We start from the raw sequence: 16,726 nt of genomic DNA, 5'->3' as shown, positions 1-16,726 counted from the left end.
TCCATCCTTTGAGGAGATGGAGGAGACAATCGTTGCGGGGCGCGGCATTCGGGGTAAACCCTGGCGCGGCCGGTGCGTGGGCGGATTGTAGCCCAGCTCTTGCTGCGATGCAGCAAAATCCCGCGCGGGCGGCTGGCCGCCTTCGATCTACATCAAGCTTTTGGGGAACACATATGGAATGCACCGTCAGCTGGACCGGCAGCACCGGCGCGCGCTCGGGCATGGGCTTCATCGCCGAGACCGGCAGCGGTCACGTCGTGGCGATGGACGGCGCGCCCGACACCGCCCGGCCCGATAACGGCGGGCGCAACCTGGCGCCCCGGCCCATGGAGGCCGTGCTGGCCGGCACGGGCGGCTGCACCGCGTACGACGTGGTACTCATCCTGCGCCGGGGCCGGCACGACGTGCGCGGCTGCAGCGTGCACCTGACGTCCGAGCGGGCCGACACCGAGCCCAAGGTGTTCACCAAGATTCACATGCACTTCACCGTGACGGGCAAGGACCTGTCGCCCGAAGCCGTGGAACGCGCCATCGCCCTGAGCCACGAGAAATACTGCTCGGCCAGCATCATGCTGGGCAAGACCGCGGCCATCACCACGGGGTTCGAGATCGTTCAGGCCTGACCGGCCTGTTGCCGCCTCAGAGGTAGTGCGCCGTGGTCGTCATGACCCTGGCGGCGCCGCGCATCAGCCAGCGGGCGGGCGCGGGCAGTTCCAGGGCACCAGCGGCCAGGGCCTGGGCGGCGTGGCGCTCTTCGTCCTCCTTCATGCGCGCCACCACGGCGCGCGAGGGCAGGTCCTGGGCGGGCAGGCGCGACAGGTGGCCCTGCAGGTGTTCGGATACCTGGCGCTCGGTTTCCACCACGAAGCCCAGGCTGGCGCGGTCGCTCACCCGTGCAGTCGCCAGGCCGATGGCAAAGGCGCCCGTGAACCACAGGGGGTTGAGCAGGCTGGGCCGGCTGCCCAGCGCGTCCAGCCGCTCGCGCGTCCAGGCCAGGTGATCGGTCTCTTCCCGGGCAGCGTCCATGAGGCTGCGGCGCAGGGCGCCGTCGCGTGTCACGCAGGCCTGCGCCATGTACAGGGCCTGGGCACAGACTTCGCCCACGTGGTTGACGCGCATCAAGGCGCCGGCAAGGCGCCTGTCGGGGGAGGACAGCCGGGCCTCCGGCAGTCCGCGGGCCGGTGAAGGCTGGCTGGCCGAGGGTGAGGCAAAAAGCGTACGCAACGCGGTGTCGGCAGCGATGAGGAAGCGGTCCATGGGGAAAAGTTGTCAAAAATCTTCAACTGCGGCTTTTCGGCGCGAACTCCATTGGCACTCTTTGTGCAGGCCTGCAACAATGGAAAGAACTTATTGCCCTTTCGGAGGTGTTGCAGTCGTGCAACGAAACCCCGCTTTCCGTCCGATTGTGCGGGAATTTCTTTGCGCTTCGCCGGTGCGTCTGTTGCAATAGGATCAGCTTCCCCACCAGGAGGTTGGCCCGGGGACACGGCGGAGTGCGCGTGAGCTGCGTCCGAACGAGTCCTCCCGATCCGGGGCCCTCTGTTTAACCTTGGAGTAACACGCAATGAAAAAATCCCTGATTGCCCTGGCCGTGCTGGCCGCTTCCGGCACCGCGATGGCACAGTCTTCCGTGACGCTGTTCGGTATCGTTGACACCAACGTCAGCCACGTGAACAAGGCCAACGGCGCTAGCGACAGCGTGACCGGCCTGGGCATCAACGGCAACGCCACCAGCCGCATTGGTTTCCGTGGCGTGGAAGATCTGGGCGGTGGCCTGAAGGCAGGCTTCTGGCTGGAAGCCGGCCTGAACCCCGACGCTGGCGACGGCAAGTCCGGCGGCGCCGCTGGTCCTGGCCTGGAATTCAAGCGTCGCTCCACCATCAGCCTGATGGGCGGCTTCGGTGAAGTGCGCATGGGCCGCGACTTGGCTCCTTCCTACGCCAAGGTCAGCTCGTATGACGTGTTTGGCCAAGTCGGCTTCGGTTCGTTCCAGGGCTGGAAGAACTGGGTTGGTGCTGGCGCCGTTACCACGTCCGACTCCGACGGCATCCGTCAGAGCAACATGCTGGCTTACTACACGCCCAACTTCGGCGGCTTCACGGCTGGCCTGGGCTACGGCTTCGACGAGCAAACCACCGGCAAGAACGGCCGCTACATGGGTGGTTTCGCTGCCTACGACAACGGCCCTCTGAGCCTGACCCTGGCTCTGGACCGCCGCGAAGTGGGTGGTGGCGCTCTGGGTGGCATTGCTTTCAGTGGCAACAAGGACAGCTGGACCATCGGTGGTTCGTATGACCTGAGTGTGGTCAAGCTGAACGCTCTGGCCCAGCAAAACCGCTACAAGGCTGACGGCTTTGACGGCAGCGCCAAGTTCAACGCCTACGCCCTGGGCCTGACCGCCCCGATCGGCGCCGGCCAAGTGCGTCTGCAGTACGCTCTGTACGACCAGAAGGCTATCGACGCCAAGGCTCACCATCTGGCCCTGGGTTATGTGCACAACCTGTCCAAGCGCACTGCCGTGTACGGCACGCTGGCTCATATGAGCAACAAGGACCTGTCCGATCTGGGCCTGGGCGCTGGTGGCGTGAACAACGGCACTCCTGGCGCTGGCGAAAACCAGTCGGGTCTGTCCATCGGTATCCGTCACTCCTTCTAATCAGTGGCTGGCGTTCGCCAGCTTGACTGAAGGAAAAAAAGCCGCTGCCTTCGGGCAGCGGCTTTTTGCGTTCTTGATCTCTGATGTAACAAAACCCTAGGGAAAACGCCTGTGGCTGGAATGCGATCCGGACTTGTCCAGTCAGAAGGCTTTTTGAAGAATGAGGTCTCCCCTTCCCCTTTGAAGAAAGACTTCTAAAAATGGCATCCTTCGTCAAGAAAACCCTGGCGCTTGCAGTGCTTGCAGCGTCCGCGCCGGTTCTTTACGCCCAAACCAGCGCCAGCAAGGTCGAGCTGTGGGGCATCGTGGACGCGGCCGTGCGCCACACCAACAACGAAGGCCCGGGCCAGGACGGCAAGACCCAGTTGCTCGGCGGCGGCATGTCGCAAAGCCGCTGGGGCATTAACGTCGAAGAAGATCTGGGCGGCGGCAGCAAGGCACTGGTGGTGCTGGAAAACCGTCTCAACGCTGACGATGGTTCCGTTTCCACGCCGTTTTTCCAGCTGGCGCACGTGGGCCTGCAAGGTCCCTATGGCCGCATCACCGCCGGCCGCCAGTGGAACGTGCTATTCGACGTCGTGACCAGTACCTACGCATCGTTCCCCTACTCGCCCTACATGGAAGCCTACAAGCCCGAGTTGGGCATGGCCATGGGCGCGCGTACCAGCAATGCGTTGAAGTACACGTTCGCCACGCCTGATCGCAGCTTTGTCGGCTCGCTGCAGTATTCGTTTGACGAAAGAAATGACTCGCGGGCCATCGATGCCATTACCCCGACCGGCACCACACCCGAGGCGCTCAACGCCTACGCAAATGCCTTGAGGAACGCCATTGGCGCACAGGCTGCAAACACGCTGCAAGGCGGCGCGCTGAAGACCATGGGAGGCTACCTGCGTTATGGCGCCAGTGGCGCGGCAATCGGCGCGGGTTATCTGCGCACCACCTTGCCCGGCGGCACCGATGTCGATGCCTACACGCTGGGTGGCTCGTATCGCACGGGCCCCTGGTACTTTTCTACCGGTTATGGTCTGAACAAGGCCAAATTCACCACAACCGCCAATCCGCTGTCGGTACAGGCGCGCCGCAATGCGCTGGACAGCGCCATCCTGGGTCAATTCTGGTCCGGCCAAACCAATGGCGGCTTCCAGCCGGGCGATGCAAACAAGCGCCAGCTGTTCAAGATCGGCGTGGGCTATCAGGCCACTTCGCAGCTCAACGTGGGTATGCACTATTTCCGCGGCAAGCAGTCGGGCTCTACCACGGGCACCTCCAACGGGACGGCAAACTTCTACGTGGCCGTTGCCGACTATGCCTTCAGCAAGCGCACCGACGCCTATTTCGGCGTGGACCACACCAGCATCAGCGGTGGCAGCGCGATTGAGTTGGACCCGGTAAGCCATGCCCGCAGCCGTTCCGGCATCACGCTGGGTCTGCGCCATCGCTTCTAATTCAGCACCTTCGTTCGCGTAGGCTTTGGCTTGGCGTGGATGGCTATAAGCAAGACCCCCTTTCGGGGGTTTTGTTTTTTGTGCGCTCGATTTCAGCCAGTGGCCGAAAGCATATCTGCCGTGTATTTTCACTCGGTGCTTTCCCTATATCTGGCGCGCTTGTTGCATGAGGCATAGTCGCCTCCTTTCACATTCAGAGGGGTCCTCCAATGCAGCTCACAAGGTTGCTCCTTTCCACGCTGGCGGCCAGTGCCTTGACCATGGTGCCTGCCGTACATGCCAAGACATTCAAATGGGCCAGCCAGGGCGAGATTTCGACCTGGGACATCCATTCCCAGAACAACGCGCTGCAAAACGGTATTCATGCCTATGTGTATGAAAGCCTGGTGTACTACAACAGCAAGACTTTCGAGGTCGAGCCCCAGCTGGCCACGGCGTGGACCAACGTCAGCCCCACCCAGGTGCGCTTCACGCTGCGCCAGGGCGTGAAGTTCCACGACGGCTCGGCCTTCACGGCGGACGACGCGGCCTACTCCATCCAGCGCGCCATGGCCAAGACGTCCAACTACGGCCCCTACGTGCAGGGCATCGACCGCGTGGCCACGGTGGATGCGAACACCATTGATGTGTTCCTGAAGGCGCCCAACCCGGTCCTGCTGCGCCAGATGACCGAGCTGCGCATGATGAGCAAGGCCTGGGCCGAGAAGAACCGTTCGGTCGAGCCCAAGGACATCAAGGGCACGGACGAGAATTTTGCCCACCGCAACGCCATGGGCACGGGTCCGTTCACGCTCGAATCCTGGCAGCCGGACGTGCGCATGGTGCTCAAGCGCAACCCCAACTGGTGGAGCAAGATGGACGGCAACGTGACCGAGATCGTCTATACGCCGATCAAGTCCGGCGCGACGCGCATCGCCGCGCTGCTGTCGGGTGAGGTGGACATGGTGCTGGACCCGGCGCCCCAGGACCTGCAGCGCCTGCGCAGCAGCGCTGACCTGAAGGTCATCGACGGACTGGAAAACCGCACCCTGTTCCTGGGCATGGACCAGTTCCGCGACGAACTGGTGGGCGGCAGCGTCAAGGGCAAGAACCCGCTCAAGGACGTGCGCGTGCGCAAGGCGCTGTACCAGGCCATTGACGTCAACGCCCTCACGCGCAACATCCTGCGCGGCCTGGGCAAGCCCGCCGGCACGCTGGTGGCGCCGCAGGTGGCGGGCTGGAGCGAAGGCGTGGGCAAGCGCTTCCCGTATGACGTGGAAGGCTCCAAGAAGCTGCTGGCCGAGGCCGGCTACGGCGACGGCTTCGAAGTGGACTTTGCCTGCCCCAACAACCGCTACATCAGCGACGAGGCTATCTGCCAGGCCATCACCGCCATGTGGGCGCGCGTGGGCGTGAAGGCCAAGCTGCGCACCCTGCCGACGGTGAACTACTTCCCCATGATCCAGCGCAGCGAAGCCAGCATCTACCTGCTGGGCTGGGGCGTGCCGACCTTCGACGGCCTGTACAGCCTGCAGTCGCTGGTGCGCAGTGTGGGCCCGGGCGGCGACGGCAACTACAACGTCGGCAAGTACAGCAACGAGCGCATGGACTACCTGGTGGACCGCATCAAGGTCGAAACCGATGCGCCGGTGCGCGCACGCATGATGACCGAGGCGCTGCAGCTGTCCAACGACACCGTCTCGCACATCCCGCTGTACGACCAGGTCATCCCCTGGGCGATGAAGAAGAACGTGGATCTGGTGCACCGCGCCGACAACCGCGTGGATATCCGCACCGTGAAGGTCAACTGACGGCAGCTGCCGCTCAGCTCCGCGCGGCCGGTGCGTGACATGCCCGGCCGCGCAGCGCCTTGCCGGCCGGGCCTACCCGCCTGCTAGCATGCGCCCATTTTTTCGAGGCACCCCACCCTCATGCTTGCCTTCATTCTTCGCCGCCTCGTGCAGGCCGTGATCGTCATGGTCACCGTGGCCTTCATCTCCTTCATGCTGTTTCAGTTCGTGGGCGACCCGGTCGTCTTCATGCTGGGGCAGGACGCCACGCCCGCCCAGATCGACGAGATGCGCGCGGCCCTCGGCCTGGACAAGCCCTTCATCGTGCAGTTCTGGCAGTTCCTGGTGAATGCCGCGCAGGGCGACTTCGGCCTGTCGCTGCGCCAGGGCGCCAAGGTCTCGCGCCTGATTGCCGAGCGCTTCCCGGCCACGCTGGAGCTGGCCCTGGTGGCCGCCGCCATCGCCCTGCTGGTGGGCGTGCCCATGGGGGTGTACGCAGCGCTCAAGCGCGGCACCTTCACCAGCCAGGTGTTCATGACGCTGTCGCTGCTGGGCGTGTCGCTGCCGACCTTCCTGATCGGCATCCTGCTGATTTTGGTGTTCTCGGTCACGCTGGGCTGGTTTCCCAGCTACGGCCGCGGGCCGGTCACGCAGGTGGGCTGGTGGAGCACGGGCCTGCTGAGCCCCAAGGGCTGGCACCACCTGGTGCTGCCGGCCGTCACGCTGGCGATCTTCCAGCTCACCTTGATCATGCGGCTGGTGCGCGCCGAGATGCTGGAGGTGCTGCGCACCGACTACATCAAGTTCGCCCGCGCGCGCGGGCTGACCGACCGGGCCATCCACTTCGGGCACGCGCTGAAGAACACGCTGGTGCCCGTGATGACCATCACCGGCCTGCAGATCGGCGGCCTGATCGCCTTTGCCATCATCACCGAGACGGTGTTCCAGTGGCCCGGCATGGGCCTGCTGTTCATCCAGGCCGTGACGTTCGCCGACATCCCCGTGATGGCCGCCTACCTGTGCCTGATCGCGCTGATCTTCGTCATCATCAACTTGGTGGTGGACCTGCTGTACTTCGTCGTCGATCCGCGCCTGCGCGTGTCCGGCAAGGGGCACTGAGGCCATGCAGCCACCAGCCCAGCGCTACAGGGCGGGCGGACGCGCATTCGCCCAGATCGCCCAGTTCCACCCCGAGCTCACGGCCCTGCGGCGCGACCTGCATGCGCACCCGGAGATCGGCTTCGAGGAGGTCTATACCGGCGCACGTGTGCGCGAAGCCCTGCGCGCCTGCGGCGTGGACGAGGTGCACGAGGGCATCGGCAAGACCGGCCTGGTAGGCGTCATCCACGGCCGCGGGCGCGGCAGCGGCGCCATGATCGGCCTGCGCGCCGACATGGATGCGCTGCCCATGACCGAGCACAACGACTTCCCCTGGCGCTCCGCCAAGAGTGGCTTGATGCACGGCTGCGGCCACGACGGGCACACGGCCATGCTGGTGGGCGCGGCGCGGTATCTCGCGGCCACGCGGCAGTTCGACGGCACGGCGGTGCTGATCTTCCAGCCGGGCGAGGAGGGCTTAGGGGGAGCGCGCGTGATGATCGAGGACGGCCTGTTCGAGCGCTGGCCGGTGCAGGCGGTGTACGCCATGCACAACTGGCCGGCCATGCGGCCGGGCACAGTGGGCCTGAGCGACGGCCCCATGATGGCCGCCGCCGACCGCATCACCATCGAGATCACCGGCCGCGGCGGCCACGGCGCCCACCCCTACCAGACGGTGGACGTGGTGCTGGTGGCCGCGCACATCATCACCGCGGTGCAGAGCATCGTCGCGCGCAATGTGCGCCCGCTGGACAGTGCCGTCGTCAGCCTGTGCGCCATGCAGGCCGGCGACCTGGGCGCCTTCAGCGTGCTGCCCGGAACGGCCACGCTGGTGGGTACCGTGCGCGCGTTCGATCCGGCCGTGCAGGACATGGTCGAGCGGCGCATCAAGGAGCTGTGCAGCGCCGTCGCCTTAGGGTTTGGCGCCAGCGCCACCGTGCGCTACGAGCGCATCTACCCGGCCACCATCAACACCGAAGGCGAGGCGCGCTTCGCCGGCGACGTGGCGGCCAGCCTGCTGGGCACCGAGAACGTGGTGCGTGACCTGGAGCCCAGCATGGGCGCGGAGGATTTCTCCTTCATGCTGCAGGCTAAGCCGGGCGCCTATTTGCGCCTGGGGCAGGGCATGGGCGCGGGCCACAGCCTGCTGCACAGCAGCCGCTACGACTTCAACGACGACATCCTGCCCCTGGGCGCCGCGCTGCACTCCAGCCTGGTGGAACAGGCCATGCCGCTGGCAGGCGCGCTGTAGGCGGGCAGGCAGGCAGGCATGGGAGATGGCAGTGAATTACAAGCAAAAAACGGCTCAAACCCTTGCCAGTCAAGCGGTAGTAGCTACTGAAACAATAGTAAACGGCCAGGCTTGGCGCCAGCGCACCGCGCACCGCCATGGCCTGTCTCTCGCGGACAAGCATCCATGAAACAAACTCTTTTGCGCTGGTACGACAGTGACGTCGCACACAGCTTTCGCACCTCGCCCGTGGCCATCTTGGCCGCGGCCATCGCCCTGGTGTGCGTGGTCTGCGCGCTGTTCGCCGGCTGGGTGGCGCCGCACAACCCCTTCGACCTGGCCACGCTGGAGCTGGGCGACGCGCGCCTGCCGCCTGCCTGGCAGGAAGGCGGCACCACCAAGTACCTGCTGGGCACGGACGACCAGGGCCGCGACATCCTGTCCGCGCTGATCTACGGCGCGCGCATCTCGCTCATCGTCGGCCTGGCTTCGGTGCTGTTGTCGGTGGTGGTGGGCGTGGGCCTGGGCCTGTGGGCGGGCTTTCAGGGCGGCTGGGTCGATGCGGTGCTGATGCGCCTGTGCGACGTGATGCTGTCCTTCCCCGCCATCCTGATCGCCCTTTTGATCGCCGGCGTGGGCCGCGCGGTGTTCCCCAACGCGCCCGAGTCGCTGGCGTTTGGCGTGCTGATCCTGTCGATCTCGCTGACCGGCTGGGTGCAGTACGCACGCACCGTGCGCGGCAGCACGCTGGTGGAGCGGGGCAAGGAATACGTGCAGGCCGCGCGCGTCACCGGCGTGGGTCCGCTGTCCATCATGCGCCGCCACGTGCTGCCCAACGTGCTCGGCCCGGTCATGGTGCTGGCCACCATCCAGGTGGCCACGGCCATCATCACCGAGGCCACGCTGTCCTTCCTGGGCGTGGGCGCGCCGCCCACCTCGCCCTCGCTGGGCACGCTGATCCGCGTGGGCAACGACTACCTGTTCTCCGGCGAGTGGTGGATCACCGTCTTTCCCGGCGTCATGCTGGTGCTGATCGCGCTGTCGGTGAACCTGCTGGGCGACTGGCTGCGGGATGCCTTGAACCCCCGTCTGCGCTAACCACAGGGCGACCGTCATGTCTTTACTTGAAGTCCAAAACCTCGTCGTCGAATTCCCCGGCCGCCGCGGCACGCTGCGCGCGCTGGACAACGTCAGCTTCTCCATCGCGCCGGGCGAGATCCTGGGGGTGGTGGGCGAGTCCGGCGCCGGCAAGTCGCTCACGGGCGCGTCCATCATCGGCCTGCTGGAGCCGCCGGGGCGCATCGCCAGCGGGCAGATCCTGCTGGAGGGCCAGCGCATCGACAACCTGTCCGCGGAGCAGATGCGCCACGTGCGCGGGCGCCGCATCGGCGCCATCTTCCAGGACCCGCTGACCTCGCTGAACCCGCTGTACACCGTGGGCCAGCAGCTCATCGAGACCATCCGCACCCACCTGCCGGTGAGCGCGTCCGAGGCCCGCCAGCGTGCCATCGGGCTGCTCAAGGACACCGGCATCCCTGCGGCCGAGCAGCGCATCGACCACTACCCGCACCAGTTCTCCGGCGGCATGCGCCAGCGCGTGGTCATCGCCCTGGCGCTGGCCGCCGAGCCCCAGCTCATCGTGGCCGACGAGCCCACCACGGCGCTGGACGTGTCCATCCAGGCGCAGATCATCCAGCTGCTCAAAAGTATCTGCAAGACGCGCGGCGCCGCCGTCATGCTGATCACGCACGACATGGGCGTGATCGCCGAGACCTGCGACCGCGTGGCCGTCATGTACGCCGGGCGCGTGGCTGAGATCGGCCCGGTGCACGAGGTTATCAACCGCCCGGCCCACCCCTACACGGCCGGCCTGATGGCCTCCATTCCCGACATGGAAAGCGAGCGCGAGCGGCTCAACCAGATCGACGGCGCCATGCCGCGCCTGAACGCCATCCCGCGCGGCTGCGCCTTCAATCCGCGCTGCCCGCAGGTCTTCGACCGCTGCCGCGTCGCGCGGCCCGACCTGATGCCCGCCGGCGCCACCCAGGCAGCCTGCTGGCTGCACGCCCCGACACACAAGGAGGCCGCATGAACAACGGCAACAGCAACCACCTCAGTCCGCTGAAGGCCGCGCTGCCGCTGCTGGACGAACGCGCCGGCCTGGTCCAGCCCGGCGCTGCGGCTCCTGCGCCCGCGGGCGGGCCGGGCGCGGGCCAGCCGCTGGTGCGCGCGCATGACCTGGCACGCACCTTCGATGTCTCCCCGCCCTGGCTGAACCGCGTGCTCGAGCGCAAGCCGCGCCTGCTGCTGCATGCGGTGGATGGCGTGAGCTTCGAGATCGAGCGCGGCAAGACGCTGGCCCTGGTGGGCGAGTCGGGCTGCGGCAAGAGCACCGTGGCGCGGCTGCTGGTGGGCCTGTACGAGCCCACGCGCGGCGGCTTCACCTTTGACGGGCAGGATGCGCACGCGGCCTTCAAGGGCGGCAACGCCAAGGCTATGCGCCGGCGCATCCAGATGATCTTCCAGGACCCCTACGCCAGCCTGAACCCGCGCTGGCTGGTGCGCGACATCGTGGGCGAGCCGCTGCGCGAGCACGGCATCCTGACCACCAAGGCCGCGCTGGAAGAGCGCGTGGGCCAGCTGCTGCAATCTGTGGGCCTGTCGCCGCTGGACATGGCCAAGTACCCGCACCAGTTCTCGGGCGGGCAGCGCCAGCGCATCTCGATTGCCCGCGCCCTGGCCACCGAGCCCGAATTCCTGGTCTGCGACGAGCCCACCAGCGCGCTGGACGTGTCGGTGCAGGCGCAGGTGCTCAACATCATGAAGGACCTGCAGCGCAAGCAGGGCCTCACGTACCTGTTCATCAGCCACAACCTGGCCGTGGTGCGCCACGTGAGCGACCAGGTCGGCGTGATGTACCTGGGCCGCCTGGTGGAGCTGGCCGACAAGCCGCGCCTGTTCGCCCAGCCGCGCCACCCCTACACGCGCATGCTGCTGGACGCCATCCCCAAGATGCACGACACCGGCCGCGCGCGCACGCCCGTGCAGGGCGAGGTGCCCAACCCGCTCAATCCGCCCAGCGGCTGCGCCTTCAACCCGCGCTGCCCCTTTGCCAACGACCGCTGCCGCGCCGAGCGCCCGCAGCTGCTGCCCGACGGCATGGGCACCCGCGTGGCCTGCCACGCGGTCGAAGAAGGCCGCCTCTAGCCCGGCGCGGCACGAGCGGGCGGCCCCGCGCCGGGCCGGCACTGCACTCAAAACATTCCACAACGTTAGACCGAGGGAGGAAAGGCCATGCCTTTCAAACGATACGCAGCAGCGCTCGTCGCTGCCGGGGCGCTGCTGTCGCCTGCGCTGCACGCCAAGACATTCAAATGGACCAGCCAGGGAGACATCTCCACCTGGGACATCCACGCGCAGAACCTGGCGCTGCAAAACGGCCTGCACGCCAACGTGTACGAAAGCCTGGTGCACTACAACAGCCGCAGCTTCGAGGTCGAGCCGCAGCTGGCCACGTCCTGGAAGGCCATCAGCCCCACGCAGATGCGCTTTTCCCTGCGCCAGGGCGTGAAGTTCCAGGACGGCTCGGCCTTCACGGCCGACGACGCGGCGTTCTCCATCAACCGGGCGCTGGCCAAAACCTCGCAGTTCGGCCCCTACGCCGTGGGCATCGCCAAGGCCGTGAAGGTCGATGCGCAGACGCTGGACGTGATGCTCACCGCGCCCAACCCCGTGCTGCTGCGCCAGATGACGGAGCTGCGCATCATGAGCCGCGCCTGGGCCGAGAAGAACAAGGCCACCGAGCCCCTCGCCCTGGGCGCCAGCGGGTCCGACAGCTTCGCGCACCGCAACGCCATGGGCACCGGCCCCTACATCCTGGAGTCCTGGCAGCCCGGCGTGCGCATGGTCTTCAAGCGCAACCCGAACTGGTGGGGCACGATGGAAGGCAACGTGACCGACATCGTCTATCTGACCACCCCGTCGGCCGCCAGCCGCACGGCGGCGCTGGTCGCCGGCGACGTGGACCTGGTGCTGGACCCGGCGCCGCAGGACCTGCGCCGCCTGCGCGCCAGCAGCGAGCTGCGCGTGCTCGATGGCGTGGAAAACCGCACCATCTTCTTCGGCATGGACCAGCACAGCAGCGAGCTGCCGGGCAGCACGGTCAAGGGCAAGAACCCGCTCAAGGACGTGCGCGTGCGCCGGGCCATGTACCAGGCCATCGACATGGACACCATCTCGCACAGCCTCATGCGCGGGCTGGGCAAGCCCACCGGCGCGCTGGTCTCGCCCCAGGTGGCCGGCTGGACGGAAGCGGTGGGCCAGCGCCAGCCCTACAACGTCGAGTCCGCCAAGCAGCTCATGGCCGAAGCCGGCTACGGCACCGGCTTTAACGTGGACCTGGCCTGTCCGGCCAACCGCTACATCCACGACGAGGCCATCTGCCAGGCCGTCATGCTGATGTGGGCGCGCATCGGCGTGATGGCCAAGGTGCGCACCATGCCCATGTCGGCCTATCTGCCCATGATCCAGCGCCACGAGGCCAGCGTGTACATGCTGGGCTGGGGCGTGCCCACGTTCGACGCCTACTACAGCCTGGAAGCGCTGGTGCAAAGCGTGGGCAAGGGCGGCGGCGAGTTCAACTTCGGCCGCTACAGCAACGCCCGCGCCGACGAGCTCATCCAGCGCATCAAGGTCGAGCCCGATGGCGGCGCGCGCAAGCGCCTGATGACGCAGGCGCTGCAGCTCGTCAATGACGACGTGGCCTACATCCCGCTGCACGACCAGGTCATTCCCTGGGCGGCGCGCAAGAACGTCGAGCTGGTGCACCGCGCAGACAACCGCGTGGACATGCGCACCGTGCGGGTGAACTGAGCGCCATCGCAGGGCGGGGCGGGGCGGGGCAGTAGGATGGTGGGGCCCCATCCCATTGACCCCCGGAGATCGCCATGGCCTTCACTCTCACCAGCCCCGACATCGCCGACGGCAGCACCATCGCCGCGCACTTCGAGTTCGACGACTTCGGCTGCGGCGGCGACAACCGCTCGCCGGTGCTGCGCTGGTCGGGCGCGCCCGACGGCACGAAGAGCTTCGCTGTCACCGTCTATGACCCGGACGCGCCCACCGGCTCGGGCTTCTGGCACTGGTACGTGATCGACCTGCCCGCCGGCACCACCGGGCTGGCCGCCAACGCCGGCGCCAGGGGCGGCGCGCAGCTGCCCGCCGGCGCGCGCCACATCCGCAACGACTATGGCCAGTACGCCTGGGGCGGCATGTGCCCGCCGCCGGGCGACCAGCCGCACCGCTACATCTTCACGGTGCACGCGCTGTCGGTGGCGCGCATCGACGTGCCGGACGACGCCCCCGCCGCCCTGGCCGGCTTCAACGTGAACGCGCACACGCTGGCCAAGGCCTCGTTCACGGCCACCTATGGGCGCTGAACGTCAAAAAAGTGAGCTGTCCGCGCATGCTGCGCCTGTGTTTGGGCAAGAAAGCTACCTGAAACCTGCCAGGATCAAGCGCTGGCAGCTCCTTTTTTAGCAGCGCCGCGGCTGGTTGGCCGCTGCGTGCCCAGGTGGGCGCGCACCGTCTCCAGAATCTCCTGCGACAGCGCCGGGTCGGCCCCCGCCGTGGCGCGCGCCACCACCAGCGCGCCCACCAGCGTGGATAGCGTGGCGATCGCGTCGGCGCGCTGCGCCGCGCTGGGCGCCTGGCCCGGCGCCAGGCCGCAGGCCAGCGCGGCAAAGCGCGCGATGTTGGCCTGCACGCCCTGGGTGAACGCCGCCGCCACCTCGCCGCTGGCGCGCGCCACGTCGGCGGCCAGCGCCGCCACCGGGCAGCCCTCGCCCGGCTGGTCGCGGTGCCCAGGCGACAGGTAGGCCTGCACGAACGCCTGCCGCGTCTGGGGCGGCGCACCGTCTGGCGACGCGTTTTGCAGCGCGGCCTTGGGCAGCTCGAAGGCGCGAGCGCAGGCCTCGCGCACCAGCGCGTCCTTGGAGCCGAAATGCCGGTACAGGCCGCCGTGCGTCAGCCCGGCGCCGCGCGTCACCTCGGCCACGCCCACACCGTCCAGCCCGTGCGCGCGGTACAGCCGCGCGGCCGCGTCCACGATGTCCTGGCGGTTGCGCGCCGCCTGTTCCCGGGAGACCTTCATGGTGCTTTCCTTATTGGTTGCAGGCGTCATCAAAACGCCTTTATGATGATGATCGTCATCATAAAGGCTGCGCCCAGCGGCGCAGGAAGTCGCATGCAAGCAGTCACCGATGCGCAGGGACGCCCCCGCGTGGTCATCACGGGCCTGGGGCTGGTTTCGCCGCTGGGGCGCGGCGTGGAGCGTTGCTGGCAGCGCCTGCGCACCGGCGCCAGCGGCCTGGTGCGCCTGCCGCCGGAGATGGCGCCCGACGTGCCCGGCCAGGTCGCCGGCCTGGTGCCCAGCCTGGCGCAGGACGCCGAAGGCGGCTGGGACGAGAGCGCCGTGGCGCCGCCCAAGGAGCTGCGCAAGATGGACCGTTTCATCCCCCTGGCGCTGGACGCCGCCGCCCAGGCCCTGGCCCAGGCCGGCTGGCCGCCCGCAGACGAGCGTGCGCGCGAACGCACGGCCTGCATCATCGGCTCGGGCATCGGCGGCTTCGGCGCCATCGCCCAGGCCGTGCGCACCACCGACCAGCGCGGCGCCGGGCGCCTGTCGCCCTTCACCGTGCCGTCGTTCCTGGCCAACCTGGCGGCCGGGCACGTGTCCATCCGCCACGGCCTCAAGGGTCCGCTGGGCACGCCCGTCACGGCCTGCGCGGCCAGCGTGCAGGCGCTGGGCGACGGGCTGCGGCTGATCCGCTCGGGCGAGGCCGACGTGGCCCTGTGCGGCGGCACCGAAGCGGCCATCGACCGCGTGAGCCTGGGCGCCTTCGCCGCCGCCAAGGCCCTGTCCAGCGGCTACAACGACCGCCCGCGCGAGGCCTCGCGCCCGTTCGATGCCGGCCGCGACGGCTTCGTGATGGGCGAGGGCGCGGGCGCGCTGGTGCTCGAATCGCTGCGGCACGCCCTGGCGCGCGGCGCCGTGCCGCTGGCCGAGGTGGCGGGCTACGGCACCTCGGCCGATGCCTTTCACATCACCGCCGGCCCCGAGGACGGCGACGGCGCGCGCCGCAGCATGGCGCAGGCGCTGGCCATGGCGGGCGTGCAGCCGCACGAGGTGCAGTACCTGAACGCGCACGCCACCTCCACACCCGTGGGTGACCGGGGCGAGCTGGCCGCCATCCGCCGCCTGTTCGGCACGGGCGGCGCCCTGGCCGTCAGCTCCACCAAGTCCGCCACCGGCCACCTGCTGGGCGCGGCCGGCGCCGTGGCCGCCATCTTCACGGTGCTGGCGCTGCGCGACCAGGTGGTGCCGGCGACGCTGAACCTGGAGCAGCCCGACCCGCTGGCCCAGGGCATCGACCTGGTGGCGGTCAGCGCGCGGCCGATGGCGCTGGACCTTGCGCTGGTCAACGGCTTTGGCTTTGGCGGCGTGAACGCGTCGCTGTTGCTGCGCCGCTGGGCGGCCTGAGGCGCCGGCGCCGCTCAGGTATAGCGCTTGGCGCGCAGGTTGTTCTTCATCTGCTGCAGCACCGGCTGCAAGGGCTCGCCGATGGACAGCGCCACGCGCGTGGCCAGCACGTCGATGATGAGCAGGTGCAAGAGGCGCGACACCATGGGGCTGTAGCGGTCGTAGCCCTCGGGGTGATCGGCGGCCAGATGAATCTGGCAGCTGTGCGCCAGGGGCGAGCCGCTGGCGGTTATGGCGATCGTGGTGGCGCCGCGTTTGCGGGCGATGTCGGCGGCGTCCATCAGGTCGCGCGTGCGGCCGGAGTTGCTGATGATCACGGCGCAGTCGCCCGGCTGCAGCAGCGTGGCGCTCATGACCTGCATGTGGCCGTCGCTGGTGGACAGGCTGGTGATCCCTAAGCGAAAGAACTTGTGCTGCGCGTCCTGCGCCACGATGCCGGAGTTGCCCGCGCCGTAGAACTCGATGCGCCGCCCGGTCTGCCAGGTGGCGGCAATCGCCTCGGCCGCGCGGCCCAGCGCCTGCACGCTGGCGGCGTTGCGGTACTGCAAAAAGGCGGCCACGGCGTTGTCCACCACCTTGACCAGCACCTCGGGCGTGCCGTCGCCCGAGTCCACGCTGCGGTGGATGAAGGGCACGCCCTCGCTCACGCTGCCGGCCAGTTTGAGCTTGAAGTCCGCCAGGCCGCCATAGCCCATGCTGCGGCAAAAGCGCACCACCGTGGGCTTGCTCACAAGCGCGCGCGCCGCCAGCTCGCGCACCGGCAGCCGCGCAAAGGCGCGCGGGTCCGCCAACACCAGCCGCGCCACGCGCTGCTCGGCCGGCGCCAGCGAGGGCAGGGACGCGGTGATGCGATCGAGCACGCTACGCCCCCCCGAACAGCACCGCCCGGGTGCGCGCAGCCGTTGCCACAGGACGCACGCCCGCCAGCAGACGGCGCGCTTCGGATCCTCCGCCGCGCGGCCGTCGTCCCCCCTCCCCGAGCGC

15 protein-coding genes are annotated in these 16,726 nt (G+C 68.0%); 12 read left to right on the top strand and 3 right to left on the bottom strand.

Features of this window, described 5'->3' with window-relative positions:
• Window positions 1-173 precede the first annotated feature (173 nt).
• Window positions 174-623, top strand: a complete 450-nt coding sequence (locus tag C7H73_RS14515) for an OsmC family protein (protein WP_106847308.1) — start codon at window positions 174-176, stop codon at window positions 621-623.
• Window positions 624-639: 16 nt separating this feature from the next.
• Here C7H73_RS14515 and coq7 read toward each other — a convergent pair whose 3' ends face one another.
• Window positions 640-1,257, bottom strand: coding sequence for a 2-polyprenyl-3-methyl-6-methoxy-1,4-benzoquinone monooxygenase (gene coq7 / locus C7H73_RS14510; RefSeq protein ID WP_106847307.1), 618 nt, complete (start codon window positions 1,255-1,257; stop codon window positions 640-642).
• Window positions 1,258-1,564: 307 nt separating this feature from the next.
• On the opposite strand from coq7, the gene C7H73_RS14505 reads away from it, so the two are divergent.
• The 10 genes from C7H73_RS14505 (at window position 1,565) to C7H73_RS14460 (ending at window position 13,640) form a co-directional block, all read left to right on the top strand.
• Window positions 1,565-2,656 carry a porin gene (locus C7H73_RS14505; protein WP_106847306.1) on the top strand — a complete coding sequence of 364 codons (1,092 nt, stop codon included), beginning with the start codon at window positions 1,565-1,567 and terminating at the stop codon, window positions 2,654-2,656.
• A 200-nt stretch (window positions 2,657-2,856) separates the two neighbouring features.
• The gene (locus C7H73_RS14500; RefSeq protein WP_106847305.1) at window positions 2,857-4,104 is read left to right on the top strand and encodes a porin; all 1,248 of its coding nucleotides are present in this window, start codon (window positions 2,857-2,859) and stop codon (window positions 4,102-4,104) included.
• Window positions 4,105-4,313: 209 nt separating this feature from the next.
• Window positions 4,314-5,894: an ABC transporter substrate-binding protein gene (locus tag C7H73_RS14495; RefSeq protein ID WP_106847304.1), complete on the top strand. Its 1,581-nt coding sequence runs from the start codon at window positions 4,314-4,316 to the stop codon at window positions 5,892-5,894.
• A 120-nt stretch (window positions 5,895-6,014) separates the two neighbouring features.
• Window positions 6,015-6,992, top strand: coding sequence for an ABC transporter permease (locus C7H73_RS14490; protein WP_106847303.1), 978 nt, complete (start codon window positions 6,015-6,017; stop codon window positions 6,990-6,992).
• Between the two features lie 4 nt (window positions 6,993-6,996).
• Entirely contained in the window at window positions 6,997-8,223 is a 1,227-nt protein-coding gene (locus C7H73_RS14485) for a M20 aminoacylase family protein (protein WP_106847302.1), read from the top strand.
• Window positions 8,224-8,388: 165 nt separating this feature from the next.
• Complete coding sequence (locus C7H73_RS14480; RefSeq protein WP_106847301.1) at window positions 8,389-9,300, top strand: ABC transporter permease; 912 nt, start codon at window positions 8,389-8,391, stop codon at window positions 9,298-9,300.
• A gap of 16 nt (window positions 9,301-9,316) precedes the next feature.
• Complete coding sequence (locus tag C7H73_RS14475; protein WP_106847300.1) at window positions 9,317-10,294, top strand: ABC transporter ATP-binding protein; 978 nt, start codon at window positions 9,317-9,319, stop codon at window positions 10,292-10,294.
• 131 nt (window positions 10,295-10,425) lie between these two features.
• On the top strand, window positions 10,426-11,409 hold the full coding sequence (locus C7H73_RS14470; RefSeq protein ID WP_227001468.1) for an ABC transporter ATP-binding protein: 984 nt from the start codon (window positions 10,426-10,428) through the stop codon (window positions 11,407-11,409).
• 87 nt (window positions 11,410-11,496) lie between these two features.
• The gene (locus C7H73_RS14465) at window positions 11,497-13,074 is read left to right on the top strand and encodes an ABC transporter substrate-binding protein (RefSeq protein ID WP_106847298.1); all 1,578 of its coding nucleotides are present in this window, start codon (window positions 11,497-11,499) and stop codon (window positions 13,072-13,074) included.
• 74 nt (window positions 13,075-13,148) lie between these two features.
• The gene (locus C7H73_RS14460) at window positions 13,149-13,640 is read left to right on the top strand and encodes a YbhB/YbcL family Raf kinase inhibitor-like protein (protein ID WP_106847297.1); all 492 of its coding nucleotides are present in this window, start codon (window positions 13,149-13,151) and stop codon (window positions 13,638-13,640) included.
• 74 nt (window positions 13,641-13,714) lie between these two features.
• Here the strand turns inward: C7H73_RS14460 and C7H73_RS14455 are convergent, their stop codons facing one another.
• Window positions 13,715-14,353, bottom strand: coding sequence for a TetR/AcrR family transcriptional regulator (locus tag C7H73_RS14455; protein ID WP_106847696.1), 639 nt, complete (start codon window positions 14,351-14,353; stop codon window positions 13,715-13,717).
• A 93-nt stretch (window positions 14,354-14,446) separates the two neighbouring features.
• On the opposite strand from C7H73_RS14455, the gene fabF reads away from it, so the two are divergent.
• Window positions 14,447-15,742, top strand: a complete 1,296-nt coding sequence (fabF, locus tag C7H73_RS14450; protein ID WP_106847695.1) for a beta-ketoacyl-ACP synthase II — start codon at window positions 14,447-14,449, stop codon at window positions 15,740-15,742.
• Window positions 15,743-15,756: 14 nt separating this feature from the next.
• On the opposite strand, the gene C7H73_RS14445 is transcribed toward fabF, so the two are convergent.
• Window positions 15,757-16,602 (bottom strand): MurR/RpiR family transcriptional regulator, encoded by an 846-nt coding sequence (locus tag C7H73_RS14445; RefSeq protein WP_106847296.1) that lies wholly within the window; start codon window positions 16,600-16,602, stop codon window positions 15,757-15,759.
• Window positions 16,603-16,726: the final 124 nt, after the last annotated feature.

Origin of the sequence: Pulveribacter suum (assembly GCF_003013695.1) — a bacterium.
GTDB classification, from domain to species: Bacteria; Pseudomonadota; Gammaproteobacteria; order Burkholderiales; family Burkholderiaceae_C; genus Melaminivora; species Melaminivora suum.
This window is presented reverse-complemented; position numbering and strand designations above follow the sequence as displayed.

Bases quoted from the DNA above. Each gene is read 5' to 3' on its own strand.
- fabF (WP_106847695.1), top strand. From the start codon at position 14,447: ATGCAAGCAGTCACCGATGCGCAGGGACGCCCCCGCGTGGTCATCACG.
- C7H73_RS14500 (WP_106847305.1), top strand. From the start codon at position 2,857: ATGGCATCCTTCGTCAAGAAAACCCTGGCGCTTGCAGTGCTTGCAGCG.
- C7H73_RS14515 (WP_106847308.1), top strand. From the start codon at position 174: ATGGAATGCACCGTCAGCTGGACCGGCAGCACCGGCGCGCGCTCGGGC.
- C7H73_RS14455 (WP_106847696.1), bottom strand. From the start codon at position 14,353: ATGAAGGTCTCCCGGGAACAGGCGGCGCGCAACCGCCAGGACATCGTG.
- C7H73_RS14475 (WP_106847300.1), top strand. From the start codon at position 9,317: ATGTCTTTACTTGAAGTCCAAAACCTCGTCGTCGAATTCCCCGGCCGC.
- C7H73_RS14505 (WP_106847306.1), top strand. From the start codon at position 1,565: ATGAAAAAATCCCTGATTGCCCTGGCCGTGCTGGCCGCTTCCGGCACC.
- C7H73_RS14490 (WP_106847303.1), top strand. From the start codon at position 6,015: ATGCTTGCCTTCATTCTTCGCCGCCTCGTGCAGGCCGTGATCGTCATG.
- C7H73_RS14480 (WP_106847301.1), top strand. From the start codon at position 8,389: ATGAAACAAACTCTTTTGCGCTGGTACGACAGTGACGTCGCACACAGC.
- C7H73_RS14485 (WP_106847302.1), top strand. From the start codon at position 6,997: ATGCAGCCACCAGCCCAGCGCTACAGGGCGGGCGGACGCGCATTCGCC.
- C7H73_RS14465 (WP_106847298.1), top strand. From the start codon at position 11,497: ATGCCTTTCAAACGATACGCAGCAGCGCTCGTCGCTGCCGGGGCGCTG.
- C7H73_RS14495 (WP_106847304.1), top strand. From the start codon at position 4,314: ATGCAGCTCACAAGGTTGCTCCTTTCCACGCTGGCGGCCAGTGCCTTG.
- C7H73_RS14460 (WP_106847297.1), top strand. From the start codon at position 13,149: ATGGCCTTCACTCTCACCAGCCCCGACATCGCCGACGGCAGCACCATC.
- coq7 (WP_106847307.1), bottom strand. From the start codon at position 1,257: ATGGACCGCTTCCTCATCGCTGCCGACACCGCGTTGCGTACGCTTTTT.